Here is a 20,116-nt window from a genome sequence, read left to right as displayed (position 1 = left end):
GACCATGAACTACGGACGACTGACCTTTGCCCTCGGCCTCGCGGCACTGACCGTCGCTTGCGGGAAAAAAGCCGAACCGCCCGTTGCGGTCGAGACCAACAAGGCAGAACCCGCCGCCGCTATGAGCGGCAACATGGCAAATATGGCGATGGAGCCGTCGGCTGCCACTGCAATCAAGGTGAAGGGACACGGCACGGTCACCGCGATCGACAAGTCTGCGGGCACGATCACACTCGATCATGGCGCCATCCCCGAAGCCAAATGGCCGGCAATGACAATGGCGTTCAAGGCTGCCCCGGCGATCACAGATGCAGTGAAGGTTGGCGATAAGGTCGATTTTGACCTTATGTTGACGGGCAACGCCGGCGAGGTAACGGCGATCCAAAAGCAGCCGTAAATCCGCGCTACTACGGGCGTTCTTAAATCGTAATTAACCTTGTTCGTTCACGCTTGCACTATGAAGAAAGATAGAGCTGGGCGCGAAACGCAGGTCTTGAGCGAAACAACCGGGTGGCGGCAATCATGATTGCCACCGCGTTCGGCTGCGTCGCGCTTTTGTGCGTCATTAGCTGGCCGTTTTTCGACGACTATCGAACCGCGGTGAAAATCCAGAGCGCGGGTGCTGCCGCCTTCGCGCTCTATTTTTTGATGCTCGGCTCACCCACTGCGGCGATAGCGTGCCTCATTTCATGTTCGCAGCTCGCATTTCCGCGTCAGTGCGTGATCGCTATGTGGTGACGAGGCTTTACGGCGCTAGTCTGATTTTGATGGCTTTTCTGTCGGTTGTGACCTGGCACGGTCTCCCCTCAGCTCTGGCGTTCACGGGCAGTTCGTTGGGCAGCTTCGCACGGCTCCAAACCTCGACTACGCGGATGAAAGGCCTTTTTCTCGTAGGGGCCCCATTCTGGCTCGTCCACAATATGATGGTCGGAGCTTTGTTCGCCTTGGGCACTGATTTGGTATCCTTGGTCTCGAACCTCGCGAACCTGATGAAGTTCGTTGTCCGGAATCGAAATCCTTTGTTGTCGATCTCTGTTTGGAATACGCTGATCAGCACATTCATCCCGGCACCAACGCGTTTGAAGCGGACCGGATGACAGAGTTTCGCGCGACGATGGAATGAGGGTGGCTCCTTCCGGAAGTGAGCAAAACAGCGGATGGCGCCGCGCCGCAATTCGCGATTTCAACGAGGACGCCGAAGGCGTTCCGGATGTTGTTGATCGGGATCGATCCCGGGACCGGTCGCGCTACGCGTAGCCCCTGGCCGCCGCCTGACTTGGCTGGGGCCATGCCTAGATGCCATCAGTTCCGGTCGAGGTCGAAATGAAATTGTCAGCAGAGTGGGGCCTTTGCCAGGTCTGGTGGATTCCGGAAAGGCCGCCACAGTCTTTCGCTCCCGTTGATGATGGCGGGGCTTAGGGGTGCGGCAGGGAGCACTGGAGTAGGCTGGAAAGGCGCTTTCTCCGGAGCTGCAGGCACCGCCTGCTCCGCCTGCCCGGGTGGCATCTGTTGCGACCGAAATGGCAGCCCGCAAGGAATTGCTCGTGAGATACGAGGGAGATAGCGAAGCGTAAATTCGTCGGACGAACCTTCGACGACCTTCTTCTATCGCCAACGTAGCCGTTTTGCGCGGCCAGCTGGACGTAAAGCGCTTGTCCTCAGGGGTTAAGGCCTGGTTCCAGACTACGTTTCATAAACACGAAAGTCGTGCCCTGGATCGTTACGTACGAGTAAGCCCGGCCTTCAGACACCTTGCCCGAAAAACTTCGGCTGCGAACACTACGTATACCGAGCTTGGACCCGGGACCATAGTCCTGTGGGCGAAGAAACAAAATCTTCCCCTCGAGAAATCGAGCAGCAGTTCTCAACGCTCACTCAAGGAGTCAAGATGATGATGAAGAAGTCCATCATGGTGGCGCTGGCCGGAATCTCGATGCTCGGCGCCTCTCCGCTATTCGCGCAAGGTATCGGCCACACCTGGTTCATGCGCGGTTCGATCGTCGACACGGGCAGCAACGGCACGGTCGTCTGCATCGGAAAGGCCGATGGCGCCGAGGTCGGCCAGAAGCTCGAGGTCTATCGCGTCGTGACCCATCCGGGTCCGTCCAAAGGCGTGGCGCCGACTTATCACCGCCAGCTCATCGGCCATGTGACGATCGATCATATCTTCGATGATCACTTCGCGCACGTGTCCGTCGCCGACGGTACGCCTGCCAAGCACGACATCGTCGAGCTTCGCAAGAACTGACGAGCCGGTGGCCCGCCGGCACAAGCTGCCCGGATGCGAGACGTCGGGGCAGCGGGCTGCCGGCGGCAACGGACCGTTCGGGGTCAAAGCGAACCGCTTGACCCTGGACACAACCGGCATGATGATCGAGCGGATGACATGGGCAATTTCAAGATCGGCGAACTGGCCGCCGCTGCGGGCGTGGGCCGCGACACGATCCGCTATTATGAGCGGATGGGTTTGCTGCGCGAACCCGCGCGCACGGCAGCGGGCTACAGGCTCTACGACGCGACCGACCTCGAGCGCGTCAATTTCATCCGCTCGGCGCAGGAGCTTGGTTTCACACTCGAACAGGCCCGGCAGCTGCTGGCGCTCAGGGCGTCGGACACCGCGCATGCCCAGGCCGTGCTCGATATCACGCTTGCCAAGATCGCGGACGCCGAAGCCCGGCTCGAGCGCCTGTCGGATATCCGCGACATGCTGCGGATGCTCGCCGACGAATGCCCGGGCGAAGTGCCCGTCTCCGATTGCCCGATCCTCGCCTTCCTGACGGCGCGGCGGAAAGACCAACAGCATAACAAGAAACATCAGGCAGCGCAGGACGAACGATCATCACTAGCGAAAGGGCTTTTGTCATGAAGAAAATGCGTTTGATCGCCGTCCTCACGCCGGCGCTGCTTCTAGGCGCCTGTGTAACCACGCGGCCGACCTCGGCGCAGGTCGAGAGTTGCCGGGCGATGGAGGGCAATATGGGTCTCCAGACGCCGCATGATCATGGCGAGATGAAGGGGCAGGGGCGCAACCCGATGAACCTCTCGCACGACCGGTGCCTTCAGATCCTGCGCAGCGCGCAATGAGCCGGTCCGGGCGCCATCCCCGGCGCCCGGGACCACAGTTTTCAAGCCAAGGAGCAAGCTATGATCGACCATGCGAAAAAAGCCCTTCCGCTTGTCGGCGGAAGCCTGTTGCTGGCGCTCGCGCTTTCGGGCTGCGACCGCCAGGCCGACCAGACGGTGCCGCCCGCGGCGAACAGCGTCGCCGCCACCCCGGTCCTGACCGACAGCGGCAACGCTGCAGACGCGGCGTCGATGGACGCGATGAGCAACCAGGCCGAGATGGAGCGGCATCACCGTCAGGCGATGGACCATGACGCGATGCGCGCCGGGGCCGGCAACCAGACCGCGCCGGCACCCGATCCCGCGCCGGGCAATTCGGCGATGCCGATGAAGGATATGTAAGCGCGCTGAAAAAGGGGATGAGGATGTCCAGGCGGATCAGCCTTCGACGCTTGAGCCTCGGCTGCGCAATCGCTCTCAGCCTGTCCGCGGGCGCGGGCGCGCAGGAGGGCGAGGATCATGCCGCGCATCATGGCGCAGGCATGCCGGCCGGCGGGGGCATGTCCGCACCGGCATCGTCGGGGTCGTCGGACATGGCGAAGATGATGAACCCCATGATGGATCGCATGATCAATGGGGAAGGGGAGAATGAGCACGGCCACGAATCGCGCCGGACCGGCTTCATCTCGCAACTGCTCGCCTTTCCCGCGCTCGACGAAGCGGCAAGGCAGCGGGTCGCTGCGCAGGCTGGCGAACGGGTAAGCACGGGCCTAGCGATGATCAACGCCGCCTCGGCCGACGGCGCGCGTGCAACCACGGTCTCGGCCCGGCTCGATGCGGCGCGCCGCCTGCGCGAGGGAACCGACCTGTTCCGGTCCGGCACCGCCGCGCAGGGCGCGATCGGCGGCTTGCAGCCGCCCCGGGAGGTCGGGCTTGCCTGGCTGCGCGATCAGCTCGACATCGACCAGGCCGCGCCCGGCCATGCCGACCACTGGTTCGGCATCTCGCCCTCACACCTCCTTCTCATGCTCTTCCTGGGGCTGGTGAGCGCCACGCTGATCGCGCTGCAGATCTTCCGCCTCCGGCGGATCGGGGCGATCGCCGGCGGTGTCGCCACCGCCAAGACCTCGGAAAAGCCGGAGCCGAAGGCTGTCCCGCCCGCTGCGAAGTTCGCGCCCGCACCTGCCCCCGTTGCCGGCAGCGCCGGGCTCGCCTCGAGCAATGCGGCCGCGCCCGCGGGAGCTTCGCTGCGCAAGCCCAAAAGCTGGGCGGGGCAGCTGCGCGTGGTCCAGATCGTGCGAGAGACGCCGAGCGTGCTGACCTTCCGGCTCGCGGACCCGGCCGCCGACCGGCTGCCGTTCGACTTCCTGCCGGGCCAGTTCCTGCAGGTCGAGGTAGAGCCCGAAGCGGGCAAGACCGCGCGCCGTTCCTACACGATCGCCTCTTCGCCGACCCAGCGGGCCTATGTCGAACTGACGGTCAAGCGCGAGGAGCAGGGCGTGGTCTCGCGATACCTGCACGACAAGGTCGTCGCCGACGATCTGCTGAAGGTCAGCGGACCGTTCGGCGCCTTCACCTTCACGGGAACGGATGCCCAGAGCATCGTGCTGATCGCGGGCGGGGTCGGCATCACCCCGATGATGTCGGTGCTGCGCTATCTCACCGACACCGCGTGGAAGGGTGATATCTTCTTCTTCTACGGCGCACGGTCGACCGAGGAATTCGTGTTCCGCGACGAGCTCGAACGGCTCGAACGCCGTTTTCCCAACCTCCATGTCGTCGCCGCGATGCAGCGCGCGCCCGGCACCGTCTGGATGGGCCCCGAAGGGCCGATCACCCGCGAGATGATCCTGGCCGCGGTGCCGGAGATCGCGAGCCGGCGGATCCATATGTGCGGCCCGCCGGCGATGATGGGCGCGATGCGCGGCGTGCTGGCGGAACTCGGCGTCCCCGAAGCGCAGCTGCACACCGAGGCGTTCGGTCCGGCCTCGCTGCCGGCCGACCACGAGGATCTCGAGGTCAAGCCCGCGCCCGCGCCAGCAGCTAAGCCGGCCCCGAGCGCCGAGGTGGCACCGAGCACGGTGACCTTCTCCGTGTCGGGGGTGTCGGCGGCTTTGCCCGCGGACGAGACCGTGCTCGAGGCGGCCGAGGGCGCGGGCGTCGAGATCCCCTATGCCTGCCGTGCGGGCACATGCGGCGCCTGCGTCGTCAAGCTGCTGCAAGGCGAGGTGACGATGGAGGTCGAGTCCGGCCTCGCGCCCGCCGACAAGGCGCAGGGCTATGTGCTCGCGTGCCAGGCGAAGGGCACGGGCACGCCGCTCGTGGTCGAAGCCTGATGCGCGAACGCAGCGACATCGCCGTCGGCCTGCTGGTCGCGTTCCTGCTGCTGTTCCCGTTCGGCTACCTCGTGCATGTGTCACCGCGCTTTCCGGGCAGCCTGGCCGGCGGGATCATCGGGATCGCAGCGCTCGTGCTGATGCTGCTGACGCTTCCCTATGTCGCGGCCAAGCATATCGCCTGGGTCGACAAGGCGCTCTCCCGGCTCGTCAGCAAGCCGACCCTGCTCGCCATCCACATCTATGCCGGCGTGCTGGCGCCGATCCTGGGTCTGGTCCACGCCGCGCACAAGCTCGAAAGCCCGGTCGGACTGCTTCTGACCATCCTTCTGCTGATGACGGTCATCACCGGCTTCATCGGCCGCTACCTGCTTGCCCAGCTTGGTCGGGCGCTGCGCGGACGCAGGTCGGAACTGGCTTCGCTTCGCGCCGCCTTCCTCGAGGAGCCGGCCGCGCCGACGCAGGCCGATACCGCAGCCGCGCCGCTGTCGGGCTGGAGGCGCTATCTGTTCGTCGCCGGGGATGCGCCCGCGGGCCAGCACCCCCAGGACAAGGCGGGGATCGCCGCGGCGCTGGCCGATACCGAATTCGCGATCCGCGCCGAAGAGGCGACCAACACCCTGTTCGCGCGATGGCGGTTCCTGCACATCCTGCTGGGCTGTCTCATCTTCGCGCTGCTCGCGCTCCACGTCGGCGCGGCGATCTATTACGGGCTGCGCTGGCTATGAGCTGGCAGCGTCTTTCCTACGCCGTCTTCATCGCGGCCCTGCTGGTGATGGTCGCCGCGGTCGCGATCCGGATGCGATCGGACGCGCCGAGGGATGCCGGCCTGGTGGCGCAGCTCGTAGCGCCCGGCCCGCTCTCGAGCGCCCACCAGTCCTTCGCCGGCCAATGCACGGCCTGCCACACGCCGGGCAAGGGCGTCGAAACCCGGACCTGTCTCACCTGCCATGCGGGCACGGATTTCGGGACGAAGCAGTCGACGCAGTTCCACGCGAAAGCGACGCAGTGCACCTCCTGCCACGTCGAACATGAGGGAGAGCGCGGCATCATCCGCATGGATCACGCCGCCTTGCTCGACATGGCAAAGTGGCGGCAGCCTTTGGCGGGCATGTCGACAAACACTCGAAGCCTGACCCCCGAGACCGCGCTCAATTGCGCGAGCTGCCATGCGTTCCGCGATCCGCACCAGGGCCTGTTCGGCACCGACTGCGCGAGCTGTCACAAGACCGACAGCTGGAAGATCGCCAATTACCGCCATCCATCGGTCAATTCGACGCAGTGCGCCGAGTGCCACAAGGCGCCGCCCAGTCACTTCATGGAGCATTTCAGCATGGTCTCGCAGCGCGCAGCCGGGTCGAAGGCGCGCGTCGACCAATGCTATGCCTGTCACGCTACCGACAGCTTCAACAATATCCGCAAGCGAGGCTGGTATGATCACCATTGAGGCCGACTGGCTGAGCGCCTTCTTCCGGCTCGCGGTGATCGGCCTGGAACTGGCGGGCACGCTGACCATCCTGGTCGGCGCGGGGCTCGCAACCTTTCTGTTTGCGCGGCGGGCGAGGGCGGGCGACCGAACCGAGGCCTATAGCGCGTTCCGATCGGCGCTCGGCCGCAGCATCCTGCTCGGCCTGGAATTTCTGGTCGCCGGCGACATCGTCAAGTCGCTGGTGATCAACCCGACGCTCGACGATCTCATCGTGCTGGCCGGGCTTGTGCTGGTGCGGACCTTCCTGAGCATCTCGCTCGGGGTCGAGATCAACGGCCACTGGCCCTGGGAGGAAACGCGGATGGCGCGGGAGAAGGCGCGTGCGGCGTCGGATGGGTCGCCGGCTACGGCTGAGGCCGCCGGATGCGGCACAGCGCTCAAGCGATAGCAGATGGAAGGCGCATCATGATCGAGAGACGCGAATTGCTGATGGCGGGCGCCGGCCTTGCCGCCGCCGGAACGCTGGCTGCGCCGGCGGCGGCGCAGCAGCATCGAATGGAAGGGATGGCGATGTCGATGACGGACTGCATCGACGATTGCGTGGCGTCTCACCGCATGTGCCTGGAAACCGCCGCCTGGCTGACGAAGCAAGGCGGCGCGTCAGCCACGGCGTCGCTGATCGCCATGCTGAACGACTGTGCGGAACTGTGCCAGGCGACCGCCAACTCGATGCTGCGCGAATCCCCGCTCCATACCATCCTGTGTCGCGCCTGCGCTGACGCCTGCGAACGATGTGCGCGGGAATGCCTGAGCCACGTCGTGGACGAGCGGATGAAGCGTTGCTCGGCTACCTGCAAGGACTGCGCCGCCAGCTGTCGGATGATGGCGGACATGGCGGGCTGAGTTTCCTCGAACGCGCCCAGGCGTAGTGAGGTCAAGCAGCTCCAGCACCATTGAAGCGATCCGTCGGCTCTACAATGTGGGACCGCTGCGAAGCTGGGTCGTATGGGTGCGAAAGCGGGACTGGTTAAGGATCGGCGGTAGCGCTTCTAGACCAGCCAGGCAGCGATCGCGCCAACCACCGACTTGGTTTCGGCAACGTCGCGGACTCGCACGGTATCCAGCCCGAGATGCTTGGCCGGATAATCATTTCCGCCCGGGAAGATCGCGTCACCGAAGAAGATCATCTCGTCGAGTGCGACGCCGGTCTGCTCGGAAAGGCGCTTAAGGCCATAGGCCTTGTCTATCCCTTCGCGGGTGATGTCGATCGATGTCGCCCCGCCGATATTGATGGCAAAGCCTGGCAGCAACGGCTGGAGCAGGGCCTGCAATTTCTTGCGCTTGGCGTGATCGGGATCCCACGTGTCCTTGGCCTCGAGCGGCGCCTGCTGACCGAGCGCGGAGAATGTGATCTGGCTGCCGCGATCCTCGATCTGCTCGCCCCAGATGTTCTCGTTTGCATAGCCCGCCTGCTCGACCGCCTTGGTCAGTGCTTCGCGGATGCGCTGGCTTTCGTCGCCGGTGAACAGATCGGCATAGATACGCGTCCATTGGCCGTCGGCGTGACGATATAGCTTGGTGCCCGTGGTCGGCTGGATGATAAAATTGTCGAGCCGCGCACGGGCGGGCATGCGCGACACCACCTGTTTCTCGAATTGCGGCCAGTCGCCTCCGGAGATGATCGCTACCATCGTCACGTCGAGCAGGCGGGTAAGCAGATCCGCCATTTCATCGTCGAGCGGCTGCTTGTTGAGCGCGAGCGTTCCATCGAGGTCGAAAGCGGCCAGTCGCTTCATGATGATCCTCCCACAAGCGGCAGCAGAAATGCGTCGATGGCATCGGCGATGCCATCTTTGTCGTCGCTGGTTGAAATGTAGTGCGCTGCGCTACGGATCTCCTCAGGCGCCTTGCCCATGGCGATCGATAGGCCGGTGCGCACGAGCAAAGGGCAGGTCATTGGGCATGTGGCCGAGCGCCCGCGCCAGGGCATCGACGCCAGCTCGCTTGTTGGCATAGGGCCACCTTTTCCTCGTCCGGAAGCGAACTCGTCGCCCCCGTTACCGCTCATGTGGTTGCTCGCTTGCACTGCGCATGAGCCGATCACCGTCATCCCAAGTTCTGCGCCGGCTGCCTTGTCCTGGGCGATCTGCGATCAGATGCCATCGCAGGCGTCCCTTCTGTCTAGCGACAAATACGCATTACCACCGGCAGATGGTCTGCATAGTCTGCCAAGGGCAACCAACGAAGCTCTCAGCGGAGTGAGTGTGGATCGGAAGGGAATAGTATGACGATCGCGCTTAACGGGTTATATCGATGCCGGCTGCTCACTTTCACACGGTGGTCGTGTTCCATCTGGGCGATTTTCGCCGCGCTCACTGTGCCAACGCTACCTTCGCCGGCCAGGGTCGTTCCCGCAGGGGAAGATACCTCGACCACCAAGCTCGCGGGTGTCTGGTCATTTGATGGCCGATCCGGCTGTAAGTCGGGGATGGCCTGGGTTCTTAATCGCAACGGATCTTACAGCGAAATCCGATTGCCTGACCAGACGCCGCTTGGCGGAGGAAAGTGGTATGAACGCGGCGATACCATCTTTTACTCATTGCCGCGAGTACTGACAGCGGCCGCGGGACGGCCCGACAAGCGTATGGTCATTATAGAGCGCGGCCCGCGGCGCCTGGTGGCCGTGACTAACCGCAGGGTTCGTCATGTGATGCACAAGTGTCCGGGATGATCGAATGCCTTCGATCGAGATGTGCGAAACGTTCTGGCCCAAGCCCGAAAAGGGAACAAAAACGAGAGTGGAGTTCGAAGTCACACGTCGAGCATTGCCCCCTTATTGGCAGATGCAGGATCGGATTTCGCTTCTTGAGTTGTTCCCACTACGTCACGGAAAACTGACCCATCATGCCTTCGTCCTCGTGCTCCAGGATATGGCAATGGAACAGGAAGGGCGCTTTTGAAGCAGGCTGGTCGAAGCGGATTAATAATTCGACCGGTTCGTCCACGACGATGGTGTCACGTGGCCCCTGATCAAGAAGATCTGGCTCCTCGCCATCGCGACTTAGCACGTCGAAGTGCACTCCATGAATGTGGAAGGGATGGGCCATTTTCTGCCCGGAGACTTTCCATATCTCGACGGCGCCAAGCTCGACCTCCTCATCGATTCGATCCATATCGAATCGCCTGTGGTTGATCGTTAGCGGCTCTTCGTCGCTATCCATCATGCCTCCCAGCCTCATGTTGAGCACCAGACGTCGCCGTGCGACGACCGTAGCCGGATCTGGCACCGCGCGGGACGCCAGGAGGAGGGGAAGCGTGGTGCTACCTCGCTTACTCGATGCCAAGCGCGGTGAGAATGTGAGGACAGTTTCATTGCCTGCGTTGTTTTCGCTAGCCTCGTGCCGATGCATCATGCTCATGCCATGCATCCTCAGGGTGCTTTGGTCTGGAGCCGAGACCAACGAGACCGGTCTGCCATCGCTGAAGTCCACCAAAATCTCAGCCCGCTGACCGGAGGCCAGAGGGAGGGACTGCAATTCAACGGACTTTTCCAAAAGGCCGCCCTCGGTGCCGATCCAATAAAAGGCTCGTCCGTCGCTGAACGAAAGATCGTAAGTCCGGGCATTCGAACCATTTACAAGCCGCAGCCGCACTAAGCTTCTGGGAACGTCTGCTCGCGGGTTGTACGCGCCGTTTACGAGAATAACGTTGCCCCGCCTCCCGTCCAGCGCCACCATCATGCCCGCCGGTAACACCAGACGGCCATCCACGAACTGCCGATCCTGGATCAAGATTGGTAGATCGTCGACGCCATAATCCGAAGGCAAACCGAGACCTTGCTCTTCCTCGTCGGTGACGAAGAGCAATCCCGCTAGGCCTGCATAGACCTGCTCCGCCGTTTGGCCATGTGCATGCGAATGATAAAAGAGAGTGGCCGCCGGCTGACGGATCGGCAGCGTCGGACGCCAAGTCTCGCCTGGACTAATGGTCTGGTGGGGGCTGCCGTCCAGCTCTCCCGGTACGAGCAGCCCGTGCCAGTGAACCGTGGTATCAGCAGACAGATTGTTGCTGACTGTCACCGTCACGTCGTCCCCGCGATGTACCCGCAGAGTCGGGCCGAGATAGCTGCCGTTGTATCCCATGGTGGCGCTCCGCCGCCCTGGGAAGAAAGTGGTTTCCCCTTCCTGCGCCCTCAGTCCAATTCTCTGCCCATGGTCGCGTGCATCTAACAGGCGAGGAATGGGCAGCGTGCCTGCTTGGTCCGGCGTCGCAAATCTGCGCGTGCATGCCGCGCCCAGCAGGAGGCCTCCGCCCGCCAAGAGAGTTCGCCGATTCAGAAAAGTCATTTCGAAGCCCCTCCTGAGCAATCGTGAAACTGACGCAAGCGCGCTTTTCTCGATCCCGATGAGATCCACCGAGGCGAAGCGCCGCTCTTCCCTTAAAGGGCGCGCGGGAGGGCAATATCCGTAATACCCGAACCGATCGCTTTTGTGCCCGCCCCCTCTGGGAAGACAAAATTGCCCTTCTAAGCTGGTCGCGGCCCTCGCCAGTTGATCAATCATCAGCCAGGCGAGCGTTCAATCACTGCGGCACCGATCCGAGCGAGCGTCTATTCCGACAATTTAGCCTGGGCCAGTCCGAGTGGCTGGTTCGGCGGTGGGCCTTGCCACGATCGCGCCGAAGCAAAAGCGGCGTGCGATTTACGTTTCGCTGTTCGCCACTGCAGCAGGCGGCGTCGCTTTCCAGTGCTCGGGCTAGGCGGAGGCTTTGATGGCCGCCGTCTTCGGTCATCCGCGCCCAGCTTTTGCTAGCAGCCGAACTAAAGCGGACATTGCAGGCTGACCGCCAGCTTCGCAAATTACGTATACTGCCGCCTCCAGGCCGACACCATCTCAACGGCAAGCTCCCTGGGGAGCGAGAATCGACCGGGCATGTGTCCGGTCGAACTGAAACTCAGACTTGAAGGAATCATATTTGCGCAAGAAAGCAGCGATTATCGCGTCGCTCGCAGCCTTTGGCGTCCTTGCCGTCGGCGCCGGGCCAGTTCTCGCCGATGGGATGCCGCCGGGCATGCCGGACCTTGAGCAGACGCTCAAGGCGAAGCCGGCGCCGGCTCGGTCCGAGACGGCCCAGATGCAAGGAATGCGACACCGCGAAGTGCGGATGCACGGTGAGATGATGCAGGACCATCGGATCGCTATGCGGGAGATGGGAACCCAGGACGGAGCCTCCCGCATGTTGCGTAGGTCGCGGGGCGGTTGCTGACCCTGCACTTAAGCCAGCTCCGATCACGAGGCGGGGTGGCCAACGACCGTGGCCTGGTTCAACTGCAGCTTTGGCCCGCCGTTCTCCCACGGCGGGCCAATTGGTTTTTGCACTTCGCTGTCGGCCGCCATCAAGCGGGATCATGAATTCGCTTGACCTTGGACCATGGTCCACCCCGCACGATCCCGCGCATGCTAGTCGCGATCCAAAGCGGATTCGTAAGTTACGTATACAGACTGCGTCTCGCTAGCAGCATTGAAGCTTCGGAATTGCCGGGATCGGAACGTCGATCGGGCAACAGGACGAACACTCGGAGACCCTCAATGCGACAGACGACACTTCTAGCGGCGACCGTCAGCCTCTTCGCGACGCTAACCTTCGCCGCCGGCACCGCTCTCGCCCAGTCGACGCCCGCGCCCGCACAGACTGCGCCGGCCCATGCCCACCAGCAGGGCATGGATCATGGCGGGCAGCAGATGCACGATCAGATGATGAAGGATCATCAGGCCGGCGCGCAGAAGCAGCAGGGGCAACCGGCCCAGCAGGATCAACAGGGCATGTCGGGGATGGCCGGCATGTCCGGCGGGTCGCCTGCATCGAACGGCTCGGGCATGGCCGGTAAGGCGAAGAGTGGCTGCTGCAAGATGCCGATGAAGAAGGCCAAGCCGGCCGCGAAGAAGAAGACCGCCAAGCCCATGGCCGACAAGCCGATGAGCGACATGTGAAGTTTCCAGCCCCGATAAAACACCCCCCGGGGCTGAGGGCCCGCCGCCGCCCCCGCGGCGGGCCAGTTCTTTGACGATGCCCAGCGTCGCCCGTGCTCCCGGCCTTCAAAACCGGGTCCGAGCGTCTGACGTGACAGAGGAAACAGCGATGCGAAATCATCTTGGCGTCGGTGCTGCTATTGGCTTTCTGTTCTTTGGCAGCACGCCGCTCCTCGCACAGGGTATCGGCCATAGCTTGTTCATGCGCGGCAAGATCGTCCGTATGGATGCGGGCGGCACAGTGGCCTGCCTGGGCAAGGCCGATGGCGCGCACATCGGGCAGATACTCGAAGTCTATCACGCAACGCCGCGACACCGCCGCCTTGTCGGTCATGTCGAAGTCGACCAGATTTTCGACGACCATTACGCTCATTTTCGCGTGAGGGACGGGACGCTTCAGAAAGGCGATTGGGTGAGCCTAAAGCGCGTCCGGGCGTAACGCCAGAATTGGAATGCCAAGCGCCGCCCTCCCCAAAAGAAGAATCAGCCGAGTAGCGTGTCTCGGCATAATTCCGATCATGCGTGCGCGAATAGGTTCGGGAGTCGATGAATACTCATCGGCTCCGTTGGCGTGTCTGACCCTCAAAGACCGCGACACCGATACCAAACTACCTTCTGCGGAACTTACTTATAGGCCGCCCGGGCAAAGAGATTACTCCGTCAGGCCATCGATAGAGATGGAGTCAGGTTATGTTCGAGAAGGCGATCGGGACCATTAACGCGGCGGCCTCCTTCCGACACCGCTATGATAATTTCATCGGAGGCCGCTGGAGCGCTCCTGCGGGCGGCGAGTATTTCGCCGACACGAGCCCGATCAATGGCGCCCAGATCGCAGAGTTCGCGCTGTCGACGCCGGAAGATGTCGAGCGCGCGCTCGATGCGGCGCACGCCGCCAAGGATCAATGGGCAAGGATCGCGCCCGCCGAACGCGCCAGGATTCTCAATCGCGTCGCCGACCGGCTCGAAGACAATCTGGAGTTGCTGGCACTTGCCGAGACGATCGACAATGGCAAGCCGATCCGCGAGACGCGCGCTGCCGACGTGCCGCTCGCGATCGACCATTTCCGCTACTTCGCCGGCTGCATCCGGGCGGAGGAAGGCGGCATCTCGACGATCGATGCGGACACCATCGCCTATCATTTCCGCGAGCCGCTCGGCGTCGTCGGCCAGATCATCCCGTGGAACTTCCCGCTGCTGATGGCGGCGTGGAAGATCGCCCCGGCGCTGGCGGCGGGCAACTGCACCGTCATCAAACCCGCATCCCAGACGCCGCTCACCTTGCTGATGTTCGCCGAGCTCACCGCCGACATCCTGCCGCCCGGCGTGCTCAATGTCGTTACCGGCCCGGGACGGACCGTTGGCCAGGCGATCGCCGCCAATCCGCGCATCGCCAAGGTCTCGTTCACCGGCGAGACCGTCACCGGCAAGCAGATCATGCACGCCGCGGCGGACCATCTGATCCCCCAGACGATGGAGCTTGGCGGCAAGTCGCCCAACATCTTCATGGCGGACGTGCTCGACGAGGACGATGCCTTCTTCGACAAGGCGCTCGAAGGCTTTACTTTGTTCGCCTTCAACAAGGGCGAGGTCTGTACCTGCCCGTCGCGCGCCCTGATCCATGAGTCGATCTTCGACCGCTTCATCGAGCGCGCCGTGGCGCGCGTCGCCGCGATCCGCCAGGGCGATCCGCTCGACCCGTCGGTCCAGGTCGGCGCGCAGGCGTCGGAGGACCAGCTCCACAAGATCCTGGGCTATATCGATATCGGCAAGGCCGAGGGCGCGCAGTGTCTGGTCGGTGGCGCCAGGGCGCTGCCGGGCGGTGCGCTCGACCAGGGCTATTTCGTGCAGCCGACCGTGTTCGTGGGTCAGAACCACATGCGCATCTTCCAGGAGGAGATCTTCGGTCCCGTCCTGTCGGTCACCACGTTCAAGACGGTCGAGGAGGCGATCGCACTTGCCAATGACACCGCCTACGGTCTTGGCGCGGGCGTCTGGACCCGGAGCGGCAACACCGCCTACCGGCTCGGCCGCGCGATCGAGGCCGGGCGGGTCTGGACCAACTGCTATCATCAGTACCCCGCCCATGCCGCCTTCGGCGGATACAAGGCATCGGGCTTCGGGCGTGAAAACCACCGGATGATGCTCGATCATTATCAGCAGACCAAGAATCTGCTCGTCTCCTATGACGAGCACGCGCTCGGCCTATTCTGACCCCCCGCTTAAAAGGAGAAACGGACATGGCGAAAACCATGAAGGCGGCGGTCGTCCGCGAATTTGGCAAGCCCCTGGTCATCGAGGACGCGCCGATCCCGACGGTCGGCCCCGGGCAGGTCCTGGTCAAGATTGCGGCAACCGGCGTGTGCCATACCGACCTGCACGCGGCAGAAGGGGACTGGCCGGTCAAGCCCAACCCGCCCTTCATTCCTGGCCATGAGGGCGTCGGGCATGTCGCCGCCGTTGGTGCCGGCGTCACCCATGTGAAGGAAGGCGACCGGGTCGGTGTGCCCTGGCTCTACACCGCCTGCGGGCACTGCGTGCATTGCCTGGGTGGCTGGGAGACGCTTTGCCACGAACAGCAGAACACCGGCTATTCGGTCAATGGCAGCTTTGCCGAATATGTCCTCGCCGATCCCAACTATGTTGGTCACCTTCCCGACAATGTCGACTTCCTCGACATTGCGCCGATCCTCTGCGCGGGCGTCACCGTCTACAAGGGATTGAAGGCCACCGAGGCCCGACCCGGCGAGTGGGTGGTCGTCTCCGGCATTGGCGGGCTCGGCCACATGGCGGTGCAATATGCCCGAGCCATGGGTCTCAATGTGGCCGCGGTCGACATCGACGATAGCAAGCTCGACCTCGCTACACGCCTTGGCGCCACACTGACGGTCAACGCGCGCAACGAGGACCCTTCGGCAGCGCTCAAGAAAGCCATTGGCGGCGCGCACGGGGCGCTGGTGACCGCCGTTTCGCCCAAGGCGTTCCAGCAGGCGCTCGGCATGGTCCGGCGCGGCGGCACGGTCGCGCTCAACGGCCTGCCGCCGGGCGACTTCCCGTTGTCGATCTTCGACACCGTGCTGAACGGCATTACCGTGCGCGGCTCGATCGTCGGCACGCGGCTCGATCTGCTCGAGGCACTGGCGTTCGCCGGCGAGGGCAAGGTCAAGGCCACGGTCCATGCAGACAAGCTGGAGAACATCAACGACGTCTTCTCCCGCATGCATCATGGCGACATCGAGGGCCGGATCGTCCTCGACCTCGCCTGAAGCCGACTTCGCGAAAGTACAGTTCATGTCTCCCTTACATATCCGGCCGATCGCGCGGCGCCGTTTCGTCCAGGGGCTGGCGATCGGCGGCGCGGTCGCCGGTTTCGCCCCGGCGCTTCTCGCGCGATCCGCACCAACCTTGCCCGCTGAGCTGAGCGGGACCGAGTTCGACCTCGAGATCGCCGAGCTGCCGGTCAACTTCACCGGCAAACGCCGTATCGCGACCGCCGTGAACGGCAGCGTGCCCGCGCCGGTCCTGCGCCTGCGCGAAGGCGACACGGTCACGCTGCGCGTACGCAACGGCCTCAAGGAGATGTCGAGCATCCATTGGCACGGCATCATCGTGCCGGCGGAGATGGACGGCGTGCCCGGCATCAGCTTTGCCGGCATCGCGCCGAGCGAGACCTTCACCTATCGCTTCGAGGTCCGCCAGAGCGGAACCTACTGGTATCACGCTCACACGCTCGCCGAGCAGACGGGACTCTATGGAGCGATCATCGTGGAGCCAAAACAGGTGCCGACGGCGCGGGCGCCCGATCGCGACTATTGCATCGTGCTCAGCGACTGGTCGGACGAGCCGCCGCTGCAGATCTTCCTCAATCTCAAGAAGCAGAGCAGCTACTATAATTTTGCGCAGCCGACCGCCGGCGATTTCCTCAAGGATGTCGGCACCATGGGCTTGGGCAAGGCGCTCGAGCGGCGGCGGATGTGGAACAGCTCGCGGATGAACCCGACCGACTACAGCGATGTCTCTGCCGCGACCTACACCTATCTGATGAACGGCGCGCCGCCCGCCGGCAACTGGACCGGTATCGCCGCGCCCGGCGAGCGCGTGCGCCTGCGCTTCGTCGGCGCGGGGACGGCGACGTTCTTCGACGTGCGGATCCCCGGGGTCGAGCTGACGGTCGTATCGACCGACGGGCAGCCGGTCGAGCCGGTCACGGTCGAGGAATTCCGGATCGGCCCGGGCGAGACCTACGACGTCGAGTTCACCATGCCCGAGGGCGGCGCCCGCACCATCTTCGCGCAGGCGATCGATCGGAGCGGCTATGCGCGTGGCACGATCGCACCGGCCCCGGGCATGGCGGCAGCCGTGCCGCCGCTCGATGCCCGGACCTGGCTCGAGCCGGTCGACATGATGGGCGCGATGGCGACGATGGGCGCAATGGGAGGCGACGCGCATGCCGGGCACGGCATGACCGAGATGCCGGCCAGGGCACGGCACGCCCGCACCGAATATGGCGCCAATACCGACATGCGCGTCGACTATCCGCGCACCAATCTCGACGATCCCGGCGCCGGGCTGCGCGGGCGCGGCTGGCGCGTGCTGACGCTGGCCGATCTGCGCACGCCGGGCGGCGATCCCGACCCGCGCGAGCCCGAGCGCGACATCGAGCTGCATCTGACGGGCAATATGGAACGGTTCATCTGGTCGCTCGACGGCATCAAGCTCAACGATTCCAGGCCGCTTCATTTCAAGCCAAACGAGCGGCTGCGCGTCACCTTCGTCAACGACACGATGATGGCGCATCCGATGCATCTGCACGGCATGTGGAGCGATGTCGAAGGCCCGGACGGCGCCTTCCAGGTCCGCAAGCATACGGTCGTGGTCCAGCCCGCCCAGCGGGTGAGCTTCCGCGTCACCGCCGACGCCATGGGCCGATGGGCCTTCCACTGCCATCTGCTCTATCACATGGCGGCCGGCATGTTCCGGGAGGTGGTGGTCGCATGATCCGGATTTTCCCCTCGCGCGGCATCGCTCTTGGCGCTGCCCTCTTCCTGGCGCCGGCGATCACGGCTCCCGCCCTCGCGCAGGATGCCTCGCCCCCGTCGCCCGCCGCCACCCCTGCCCAAACGGCCACTCCCGCTCAGCACACCCCTTCCGCGCAAGGCTCTCAGGACCATGCGGGCATGGACATGCCGGGCATGGATATGACCGACACGAAGGCGTCCGGTAACGGCGCCACGATGGACATGGGCTCGATGCAGGGCGGCCAGGCCCCGCCGGACGCGCGCAACTCGGACGATTATGCCGACGGCTACCGCAACTCGACGCTGCCGGGCTATGAGATGGCCGACAAGCTCTCAATCCCCAAGATACTTGTCGATGAGCTTGAGTTCACCAGCGGCAACGAGGGTCAGGGCGTGGGCTGGACCGTGCTCGTCACCAAGGGTCAGGACAATGACAAGCTCTGGCTGCGCAGCCAGGGGCTCAAGAACTCCCGCGACCAACGTCTCGATCCGGAGAGCAGCGTCGAGGCGCTGTGGTGGCACAGCAAGAACCCGTTCTGGGGCACGCTGCTCGGGGTCAGGCAGGATCTCGGCAAGGGTGCGACCACCTGGCTGGCCGCCGGCGTCGAGGGACTGGCGCCCTATTGGTTCGACGTCCAGCTCACCGGCTATGTAGGAACCGATGGGCGTCTCGCGGCGCGCGCCAAGGCGTCCTATGAGGTCTTGTTCACCAATCGGTTGATCCTTACGCCGCAGGTGGAGACCAATATCTATTCGAAGCGGTCGAGCGATCGGCAGCTCGGCAGCGGCTTCAGCAATGTCGAGCTGAGCGGACGGTTGCGCTACGAGGTGTCGCGCAAGTTCGCGCCCTATATCGGCTTCGTCTGGGAGCGCGCATTTGACGGCACGGCCGATTTCCGTCGCCTGCGCGGGGAAGGGCCTTCCGAACACAGGCTGGTGATCGGCTTGCGCGCCTGGTGGTGATCCGCGGATGGCCACTCGAGGGGTCGACCGCGAACGCGCCGCGTGACAAGGCTGGATCGCAAGCCAACGGTCGCTGGCCGGCCTCCTTTTTCGTCTTGTTGCTCGCGGCGGCTGCGGCGTCGGCGGGACAGACGGCCATTCTCGCCTTCCTTCCGGCACTGGTCGACCCGGCTCGTGGCGCGCTATCGTCAAGCGCTCATGATTTTCATGTCGCGAGCCTGACCGCGGTCCATCCCCTGGCAGCCTTGCTGGCGGCGCCGCTCTGGGGCTGGATCGCGGACCGGGTCGACTATCGGGCGATGTTGCGCGCAGCGCTGGTCATCCTCGCCCTGGTGACCGCGCCGATCGGCCTCGTCGGGCTGCCTGAGCTTTATGCATTGCGCCTGGTGGCGGGGATGGCGTCGGCCGCCATCATACCGTTGGGCTTGCTCTGCGCGAGCTTTGCCGCAAACGAGCGCGCGGACCAGGCGCGGCGCTTCACCTGGCTGACCGCCTTCTTGTTTCTGGGCGATCTCGCCGGTCCGCTGGTGGCGGAGGTCTCGGCCGCGATCCTGCCCCGCGCTCCCCTCATGATCCTCGCTTTCGGCATCGGTGCCGTCGGGGCGGCGCTTTGCGCCGTGCGTCTGCCGCGCTGGTGTGCACCTTGCATCGATGGCGGAGACCTGCCCGCGCCGACGCTCGGCGCGACGCTGATCCTGCTTTTCGTCACGATCGTCGCGGGCGGCGGGCTGGCGGCGATGCATGTCAATCTCCTGGTGACGCGGAGCGTCATTTCGCTGAGCCGCGAAGAGATCGCCTGGATGCTCAGTCTCTGCGGATTGGGCATGCTGGCAGCACAGATCTTCCATGCGAGGCTCGATTGGCTGGTGACCATGCCGAGGCGGCTTGCGGGGCTGACGCTCGGCCTGCTGGCTGCGGCGCTCTTCCTGTTCCCTGTCGCCGCGAGCATGGCCGAACTCAGTGGGATCATCGTTGCTGCCGGCTGGAGCTCGGCAACCCTTCGATTGGTCACCAGCTTCTGGATCAGCGGTGCGGCAGCCCCTTCGGGTCTGAAGCTCGGTCTCCAGCATTCCGCCGCCAGCATCGGGCAGGCGCTCGCGCCGCTGGCGATCGCCGTCGTCGCTCCCGGGGCGCAGCACTTAGTCTTGTGGGGGATTGGTGGTCTGTCGCTGGCGCTGCTTGTGTCCTTGCCGCTCGCCTGGAGGCCGCGCGCCATCGTGAAATCTTCAGCGTGATGAGGGGTAGGGGGCATCAATGCGTATAGATCATTAGGAACCCTAT

23 protein-coding genes are annotated in these 20,116 nt (G+C 64.1%); 19 read left to right on the top strand and 4 right to left on the bottom strand.

Features of this window, described 5'->3' with window-relative positions:
* The first annotated feature begins 4 nt into the window (after window positions 1-4).
* The 12 genes from BRX37_RS18720 (at window position 5) to BRX37_RS18665 (ending at window position 7,731) form a co-directional block, all read left to right on the top strand.
* On the top strand, window positions 5-397 hold the full coding sequence (locus BRX37_RS18720; protein WP_017502290.1) for a copper-binding protein: 393 nt from the start codon (window positions 5-7) through the stop codon (window positions 395-397).
* A gap of 125 nt (window positions 398-522) precedes the next feature.
* Entirely contained in the window at window positions 523-738 is a 216-nt protein-coding gene (locus BRX37_RS18715) for a YgjV family protein (RefSeq protein ID WP_017502291.1), read from the top strand.
* On the top strand, window positions 690-1,097 hold the full coding sequence (locus tag BRX37_RS27655; protein ID WP_009824019.1) for a YgjV family protein: 408 nt from the start codon (window positions 690-692) through the stop codon (window positions 1,095-1,097). Before BRX37_RS18715 ends, BRX37_RS27655 begins: the two co-directional genes overlap by 49 nt.
* A 791-nt stretch (window positions 1,098-1,888) precedes the next feature.
* Window positions 1,889-2,248, top strand: coding sequence for a hypothetical protein (locus BRX37_RS18705; RefSeq protein ID WP_009824018.1), 360 nt, complete (start codon window positions 1,889-1,891; stop codon window positions 2,246-2,248).
* A gap of 138 nt (window positions 2,249-2,386) precedes the next feature.
* Window positions 2,387-2,866, top strand: a complete 480-nt coding sequence (locus BRX37_RS18700; RefSeq protein ID WP_004213016.1) for a heavy metal-responsive transcriptional regulator — start codon at window positions 2,387-2,389, stop codon at window positions 2,864-2,866.
* Window positions 2,863-3,084: a hypothetical protein gene (locus BRX37_RS18695; RefSeq protein ID WP_004212658.1), complete on the top strand. Its 222-nt coding sequence runs from the start codon at window positions 2,863-2,865 to the stop codon at window positions 3,082-3,084. The genes BRX37_RS18700 and BRX37_RS18695 overlap by 4 nt, the downstream gene beginning before the upstream one ends.
* A gap of 60 nt (window positions 3,085-3,144) precedes the next feature.
* On the top strand, window positions 3,145-3,465 hold the full coding sequence (locus BRX37_RS18690; RefSeq protein ID WP_009824017.1) for a hypothetical protein: 321 nt from the start codon (window positions 3,145-3,147) through the stop codon (window positions 3,463-3,465).
* A gap of 23 nt (window positions 3,466-3,488) precedes the next feature.
* Window positions 3,489-5,399 carry a 2Fe-2S iron-sulfur cluster-binding protein gene (locus BRX37_RS18685; RefSeq protein ID WP_004213019.1) on the top strand — a complete coding sequence of 637 codons (1,911 nt, stop codon included), beginning with the start codon at window positions 3,489-3,491 and terminating at the stop codon, window positions 5,397-5,399.
* Window positions 5,399-6,127, top strand: a complete 729-nt coding sequence (locus BRX37_RS18680; protein WP_017503491.1) for a hypothetical protein — start codon at window positions 5,399-5,401, stop codon at window positions 6,125-6,127. Before BRX37_RS18685 ends, BRX37_RS18680 begins: the two co-directional genes overlap by 1 nt.
* On the top strand, window positions 6,124-6,846 hold the full coding sequence (locus BRX37_RS18675) for a hypothetical protein (RefSeq protein ID WP_004212662.1): 723 nt from the start codon (window positions 6,124-6,126) through the stop codon (window positions 6,844-6,846). Before BRX37_RS18680 ends, BRX37_RS18675 begins: the two co-directional genes overlap by 4 nt.
* The gene (locus BRX37_RS18670; protein WP_004212663.1) at window positions 6,833-7,276 is read left to right on the top strand and encodes a DUF1622 domain-containing protein; all 444 of its coding nucleotides are present in this window, start codon (window positions 6,833-6,835) and stop codon (window positions 7,274-7,276) included. Before BRX37_RS18675 ends, BRX37_RS18670 begins: the two co-directional genes overlap by 14 nt.
* A gap of 14 nt (window positions 7,277-7,290) precedes the next feature.
* Window positions 7,291-7,731, top strand: coding sequence for a four-helix bundle copper-binding protein (locus BRX37_RS18665; protein ID WP_206434182.1), 441 nt, complete (start codon window positions 7,291-7,293; stop codon window positions 7,729-7,731).
* A 146-nt stretch (window positions 7,732-7,877) separates the two neighbouring features.
* On the opposite strand, the gene BRX37_RS18660 is transcribed toward BRX37_RS18665, so the two are convergent.
* The 4 genes from BRX37_RS18660 to BRX37_RS27115 all read right to left on the bottom strand — a co-directional run bounded on the left by BRX37_RS18660 (window position 7,878) and on the right by BRX37_RS27115 (window position 12,018).
* Entirely contained in the window at window positions 7,878-8,624 is a 747-nt protein-coding gene (locus BRX37_RS18660; protein WP_004213020.1) for an HAD-IIB family hydrolase, read from the bottom strand.
* Complete coding sequence (locus BRX37_RS26810; protein WP_231729621.1) at window positions 8,621-8,767, bottom strand: HAD hydrolase family protein; 147 nt, start codon at window positions 8,765-8,767, stop codon at window positions 8,621-8,623. Before BRX37_RS26810 ends, BRX37_RS18660 begins: the two co-directional genes overlap by 4 nt.
* 940 nt (window positions 8,768-9,707) lie before the next feature.
* Window positions 9,708-11,390 (bottom strand): multicopper oxidase family protein, encoded by a 1,683-nt coding sequence (locus BRX37_RS18650; RefSeq protein ID WP_234831873.1) that lies wholly within the window; start codon window positions 11,388-11,390, stop codon window positions 9,708-9,710.
* 406 nt (window positions 11,391-11,796) lie between these two features.
* On the bottom strand, window positions 11,797-12,018 hold the full coding sequence (locus BRX37_RS27115) for a hypothetical protein (RefSeq protein WP_169863481.1): 222 nt from the start codon (window positions 12,016-12,018) through the stop codon (window positions 11,797-11,799).
* A 398-nt stretch (window positions 12,019-12,416) separates the two neighbouring features.
* Here BRX37_RS27115 and BRX37_RS27110 point away from each other — a divergent pair, with 398 nt between their 5' ends.
* The 7 genes from BRX37_RS27110 (at window position 12,417) to BRX37_RS18610 (ending at window position 20,070) form a co-directional block, all read left to right on the top strand.
* Window positions 12,417-12,818 carry a hypothetical protein gene (locus BRX37_RS27110; RefSeq protein WP_017501289.1) on the top strand — a complete coding sequence of 134 codons (402 nt, stop codon included), beginning with the start codon at window positions 12,417-12,419 and terminating at the stop codon, window positions 12,816-12,818.
* Window positions 12,819-12,966: 148 nt separating this feature from the next.
* Entirely contained in the window at window positions 12,967-13,296 is a 330-nt protein-coding gene (locus BRX37_RS18635; RefSeq protein WP_017501290.1) for a hypothetical protein, read from the top strand.
* 251 nt (window positions 13,297-13,547) lie between these two features.
* Window positions 13,548-15,068, top strand: coding sequence for an aldehyde dehydrogenase family protein (locus BRX37_RS18630; RefSeq protein WP_015449264.1), 1,521 nt, complete (start codon window positions 13,548-13,550; stop codon window positions 15,066-15,068).
* A gap of 26 nt (window positions 15,069-15,094) precedes the next feature.
* A complete protein-coding gene (gene adhP / locus BRX37_RS18625) occupies window positions 15,095-16,120 on the top strand; it encodes an alcohol dehydrogenase AdhP (protein WP_004212676.1) in 1,026 nt (341 codons plus the stop codon).
* A gap of 25 nt (window positions 16,121-16,145) precedes the next feature.
* Window positions 16,146-17,852: a copper resistance system multicopper oxidase gene (locus BRX37_RS18620; protein ID WP_125988672.1), complete on the top strand. Its 1,707-nt coding sequence runs from the start codon at window positions 16,146-16,148 to the stop codon at window positions 17,850-17,852.
* A complete protein-coding gene (locus BRX37_RS18615) occupies window positions 17,849-18,835 on the top strand; it encodes a copper resistance protein B (protein WP_015449262.1) in 987 nt (328 codons plus the stop codon). Before BRX37_RS18620 ends, BRX37_RS18615 begins: the two co-directional genes overlap by 4 nt.
* A complete protein-coding gene (locus tag BRX37_RS18610) occupies window positions 18,829-20,070 on the top strand; it encodes an MFS transporter (RefSeq protein WP_015449261.1) in 1,242 nt (413 codons plus the stop codon). Before BRX37_RS18615 ends, BRX37_RS18610 begins: the two co-directional genes overlap by 7 nt.
* Window positions 20,071-20,116: the final 46 nt, after the last annotated feature.

Origin of the sequence: Sphingomonas sp. S-NIH.Pt3_0716, assembly GCF_003950715.1 — a bacterium.
Lineage (GTDB): Bacteria > Pseudomonadota > Alphaproteobacteria > Sphingomonadales > Sphingomonadaceae > Sphingobium > Sphingobium yanoikuyae_A.
This window is presented reverse-complemented; position numbering and strand designations above follow the sequence as displayed.

What these genes read in the sequence shown, in the direction of transcription:
- BRX37_RS18675 (WP_004212662.1), top strand. Translation starts at nt 6,124, where the DNA reads ATGAGCTGGCAGCGTCTTTCCTACGCCGTCTTCATCGCGGCCCTGCTG.
- BRX37_RS18720 (WP_017502290.1), top strand. Translation starts at nt 5, where the DNA reads ATGAACTACGGACGACTGACCTTTGCCCTCGGCCTCGCGGCACTGACC.
- BRX37_RS27115 (WP_169863481.1), bottom strand. Translation starts at nt 12,018, where the DNA reads ATGGTCCTGCATCATCTCACCGTGCATCCGCACTTCGCGGTGTCGCAT.
- BRX37_RS18650 (WP_234831873.1), bottom strand. Translation starts at nt 11,390, where the DNA reads ATGATTGATCAACTGGCGAGGGCCGCGACCAGCTTAGAAGGGCAATTT.
- BRX37_RS27110 (WP_017501289.1), top strand. Translation starts at nt 12,417, where the DNA reads ATGCGACAGACGACACTTCTAGCGGCGACCGTCAGCCTCTTCGCGACG.
- BRX37_RS18615 (WP_015449262.1), top strand. Translation starts at nt 17,849, where the DNA reads ATGATCCGGATTTTCCCCTCGCGCGGCATCGCTCTTGGCGCTGCCCTC.
- BRX37_RS27655 (WP_009824019.1), top strand. Translation starts at nt 690, where the DNA reads ATGTTCGCAGCTCGCATTTCCGCGTCAGTGCGTGATCGCTATGTGGTG.
- BRX37_RS18695 (WP_004212658.1), top strand. Translation starts at nt 2,863, where the DNA reads ATGAAGAAAATGCGTTTGATCGCCGTCCTCACGCCGGCGCTGCTTCTA.
- adhP (WP_004212676.1), top strand. Translation starts at nt 15,095, where the DNA reads ATGGCGAAAACCATGAAGGCGGCGGTCGTCCGCGAATTTGGCAAGCCC.
- BRX37_RS18620 (WP_125988672.1), top strand. Translation starts at nt 16,146, where the DNA reads ATGTCTCCCTTACATATCCGGCCGATCGCGCGGCGCCGTTTCGTCCAG.
- BRX37_RS18685 (WP_004213019.1), top strand. Translation starts at nt 3,489, where the DNA reads ATGTCCAGGCGGATCAGCCTTCGACGCTTGAGCCTCGGCTGCGCAATC.
- BRX37_RS18635 (WP_017501290.1), top strand. Translation starts at nt 12,967, where the DNA reads ATGCGAAATCATCTTGGCGTCGGTGCTGCTATTGGCTTTCTGTTCTTT.
- BRX37_RS18680 (WP_017503491.1), top strand. Translation starts at nt 5,399, where the DNA reads ATGCGCGAACGCAGCGACATCGCCGTCGGCCTGCTGGTCGCGTTCCTG.
- BRX37_RS18670 (WP_004212663.1), top strand. Translation starts at nt 6,833, where the DNA reads ATGATCACCATTGAGGCCGACTGGCTGAGCGCCTTCTTCCGGCTCGCG.
- BRX37_RS18660 (WP_004213020.1), bottom strand. Translation starts at nt 8,624, where the DNA reads ATGAAGCGACTGGCCGCTTTCGACCTCGATGGAACGCTCGCGCTCAAC.
- BRX37_RS18705 (WP_009824018.1), top strand. Translation starts at nt 1,889, where the DNA reads ATGATGATGAAGAAGTCCATCATGGTGGCGCTGGCCGGAATCTCGATG.
- BRX37_RS18690 (WP_009824017.1), top strand. Translation starts at nt 3,145, where the DNA reads ATGATCGACCATGCGAAAAAAGCCCTTCCGCTTGTCGGCGGAAGCCTG.
- BRX37_RS18630 (WP_015449264.1), top strand. Translation starts at nt 13,548, where the DNA reads ATGTTCGAGAAGGCGATCGGGACCATTAACGCGGCGGCCTCCTTCCGA.
- BRX37_RS18700 (WP_004213016.1), top strand. Translation starts at nt 2,387, where the DNA reads ATGGGCAATTTCAAGATCGGCGAACTGGCCGCCGCTGCGGGCGTGGGC.
- BRX37_RS18715 (WP_017502291.1), top strand. Translation starts at nt 523, where the DNA reads ATGATTGCCACCGCGTTCGGCTGCGTCGCGCTTTTGTGCGTCATTAGC.